The 3516-nt window shown below is 46.9% G+C and carries 4 protein-coding genes; 3 read left to right on the top strand and 1 reads right to left on the bottom strand.

What is annotated here, in order from left to right:
• Window positions 1–129: 129 nt before the first annotated feature.
• Entirely contained in the window at window positions 130–252 is a 123-nt protein-coding gene (locus P5683_RS23565) for a hypothetical protein (RefSeq protein ID WP_006621553.1), read from the bottom strand.
• 60 nt (window positions 253–312) lie between these two features.
• Here P5683_RS23565 and P5683_RS23560 point away from each other — a divergent pair, with 60 nt between their 5' ends.
• The 3 genes from P5683_RS23560 to P5683_RS23550 all read left to right on the top strand — a co-directional run bounded on the left by P5683_RS23560 (window position 313) and on the right by P5683_RS23550 (window position 3271).
• Window positions 313–642, top strand: a complete 330-nt coding sequence (locus P5683_RS23560) for a co-chaperone YbbN (RefSeq protein ID WP_006621552.1) — start codon at window positions 313–315, stop codon at window positions 640–642.
• Window positions 643–690: 48 nt separating this feature from the next.
• Window positions 691–1890, top strand: coding sequence for an LL-diaminopimelate aminotransferase (locus P5683_RS23555; RefSeq protein WP_006621551.1), 1200 nt, complete (start codon window positions 691–693; stop codon window positions 1888–1890).
• A gap of 490 nt (window positions 1891–2380) precedes the next feature.
• Entirely contained in the window at window positions 2381–3271 is an 891-nt protein-coding gene (locus tag P5683_RS23550) for an NF038130 family PEP-CTERM protein (RefSeq protein ID WP_006667863.1), read from the top strand.
• Window positions 3272–3516: the final 245 nt, after the last annotated feature.

The following is a 3516-nucleotide window of genomic DNA, read 5'->3' as shown; positions in this document are numbered from 1 at the left end:
CAAGTCCCACTAGGAAGTTATTTCAGGCATTGCAGCCCTATTTCACTCCTAAACGTTTCGCACAGACAAAATAGTATAACATAAAAAGCCGTCCTACAAGGCTTGTTGAGCAAAACCGAAGCGACCGGGCTAGTGACCCAGGATCTTTGGTAAATCACCCTCCGCCGACTCTCCCACCCTTCTGTCCCCCTCAAAAGTTAAATTTTGTTGCATTTTGGCGATCGCACCCCCATTCAGGACTGCCCTCGTCACAATTTTGCACTATGGTAATCTAATTAGTGATCAGGAAGTGGTACTAGCCGAGCAGATTTAATGAGTAGCAACGTCATTGTCATTCAAGATTCCCAATTTGAAACCGAAGTCCTGGGTAATACTGGACAGCCGACTTTAGCCTACTTCTGGGCTCCCTGGTGTGGTCCTTGTCGTCTGGTTTCCCCCTCCGTCCAAGCCGTAGCAAATACTTACAGCGATCGCCTAAAAGTAGTTAAACTAGAAGTTGACCTCAACCCCCAAGCAGTTAAACTCTGTCAAGTGGAAGGGGTCCCAGCCTTGAGGCTATTTATGGGCGGAGAAATTATCGCCTCCCTAGAGGGAGCAATTACCAAAAACAAGCTAATTGAGTGGATTGACCCTCACCTGTAGAATCTGTAAATCTCTTATTGAGTCCCGTTTGCGTCGGAGTTGAATGCTATGCAATTTTCTAAGCGACTAGAACCTCTACGGTCTAATGTATTTGCTGATATGGATCGAGCCAAAGCCAAAGCATTGGCCGCCGGACAAGATCTCATTGACTTGTCTTTGGGTTCTTCCGATGTACCTGTGGCTAATCACATTATCGATCGCATTCGGGACTCCCTCGACGATACTACAACCCACGGTTACGCCTTATTCCGCAATACTAAGGATTTTCGAGATACCGCCGCTCACTGGTACACTCAAAAGTATGGCGTACCCGTTGACCCGGAAACCGAAGTTCTGCAACTCATAGGCTGTCAGGAAGGGACAGGACATCTACCCTTAGCTATTCTGGACCCCGGAGATTTTGCCCTCTTGCAAGATCCAGGCTATCCTTCCCACGCTGGGGGAGTATATATAGCCGGGGGGCAAATTTATCCGATGACTATGTTAGCCGAAAATGGCTTTCTGCCCAAGTTTGAGGAAATTCCCGAAGCCGTATTGGCTCAAGCCAAAATGATGGTCTTGAGTTATCCCCATAACCCCACAACGGCGATCGCTCCCTTATCATTTTTTCAGGAAGCCGTAGCCTTTTGTCAAAAAAATGATCTCGTCCTGGTTCATGATTTCCCCTACGGGGATTTTGTCTTCCCAGAAGGCAATGCCCTCAATAATGATGCCATTGCCCCCTCTATCTTGCAAGCCGACCCCCAGAAAACCGTCTCCATAGAGTTTTTTACCTTTTCCAAGTCCTATAATATGGGAGGCTTCCGTATCGGTTTCGCCGTCGGAAATCCTCAGTTGATTCTGGCTCTGCGACAGGTCAAGGCGGCGATCGACTTTAATCAGTATCGTGGTATTCTTAATGGAGCGATCGCTGCCTTAACCGGCCCCCAGGAATTAATTAGCCACACCGTTGATACCTTCCGAGAAAGGCGCGATGTCTTTGTTAAAGCCCTCCATGACATCGGTTGGGATGTACCTACCCCCATAGCTACCCTCTACATTTGGGCAAAACTCCCCGAACCCTGGAGTCAAGATTCTATCCGCTTCTGCGCCCAATTAGTCCAACAAACCGGAGTCGCCGTATCTCCCGGCGTTGGCTTTGGTAAATCCGGCGAAGGATATGTCCGCTTTGCTCTCGTCCATCCCCCAGAAGTCTTAAAAGTCGCCGTAGACAGGATTGCCCAATTCTTGCAGTCCCACCAGCCCTAAGCCAGCTAATACCTAACTTGCCACAACTCATTATAGGAGCCGGTTCTCGACAATTCCCAGCACTGGTCTGGGTTTCATCGAGTCCGGCTCCCTTAAATATACGGATCAATCTCTTAAACATCACCCCCAAAACCCTCTCATTTGCAGTATAAATACGGAGTATTTTTCCCTCTCATCATACCCATCTTAGACCACATCAAATTTGGCAATAACTTTATATAAAATCACCATAACTTTACAGAACCTTTATAGATTTTTCCCAGACCGTCAACTATAATAAACACAGAGTCAAAAAACAGCAGACCTTAAATTTATGTCTATATTAAAGACTCTGCGCCCTAACTTAAAAGCGCACAACCGATGAAAAAAAGCGGTGTCATCTACGAAAAACTAATCATAATTAAAGACAATCCCTTTTCCGGTAAAGCATTACAGCTTCCCCAAAAGGACTAACTCAACCCTCAACCATTCACTTTAGGAGACTTCAATCATGGCTGGACTTATCAACAAATTCTTAGTTAGTGCCTCCCTTGCCGCAGGTATGACCGCAATGGTCGCCGCTCCTGTCTTAGCCCAAAACTTCAGAATCGAAGGTGACGACTATATCCTCTACGATGCCCGAGACACTACTGGTGACGGTGTAGTTGACCAAACCTATGCCAACCCTTCTGCAAACATCGACGACATTTTGCGGAGGCTAGACGGAACCCCCGGCGGTAACATTGAATTGTTCTCCAGCAGTCACATTAATGATCAAAGTATGAACGGGTGGAGGTATAACTCATCTTTCTATGGTGGTGCAAGGACCAGCCTGATTGGTGAAGTTAACGGCCAAACCCTGACTATCAGTAGCCTCAACGCCTTCGATTGGTTCACAACTGCTGATGGTGGCTTCACGAACCAATATGGCTCTGACAACTTAGCTAACCGCTGGTTTGGTGAGTTATTGGACAACTACCAACCTGATTTAGGAAGAATCGGTAGAAGAAATGCCTTTAATGCGTTTTTCGGTATGTATGGCTTTGAACGCGCCAGCGACCCCAACATCTCCTACATTGAAAGCGATCGAAACGGCATTGAAATCGGTTTAGCCGGACATATGGACTTAGGTAATGTCTACGGAGACTGGTTTGCAGGTTGGCAGGCTAGTGAAGTTCTCAGGTATGAATATGACGGAGTAGTTGATTATCTGTGGAGTTTCAGTGCTACTGCTACTGGACTAACTGAGTACACTGATGGAACTTCCCACAACGGTCTTTACAAAGTCTTCATTCCTACAGGTGACGTGCCTTCTGTTCCTGAACCTTCCACTATGTTAGGTCTGATGGCTGTTGGCGGTTTGTTTGCAGCCTCTTCCCGCAAGTCTCGGAAAAATAGCTAATTAGCTTCCTGTTAGCTACAACTAGCATCCATATCATTTTAAACACTAGCCCGGTGGTAGAGAGCTTAATTTAATCGCAGATTAGTTGAACCAATTAGGGCGATGCGCTACAAGACCAAGTATGGTGCGAGACCTTCGGGTATGAAATAGAGCTGAAATGGGCGTGGGGACTACCCGGTGAGGACTTCAACCCCTTGGTTGATTGGGTCGCATCCCTGACCATCCCATAACACAGCCGGATTTTT

The sequence above is a fragment of the Limnospira sp. PMC 1279.21 genome (genome assembly GCF_032349615.1).
In the GTDB taxonomy this organism is placed as follows: Bacteria; Cyanobacteriota; Cyanobacteriia; order Cyanobacteriales; family Microcoleaceae; genus Limnospira; species Limnospira fusiformis.
This window is presented reverse-complemented; position numbering and strand designations above follow the sequence as displayed.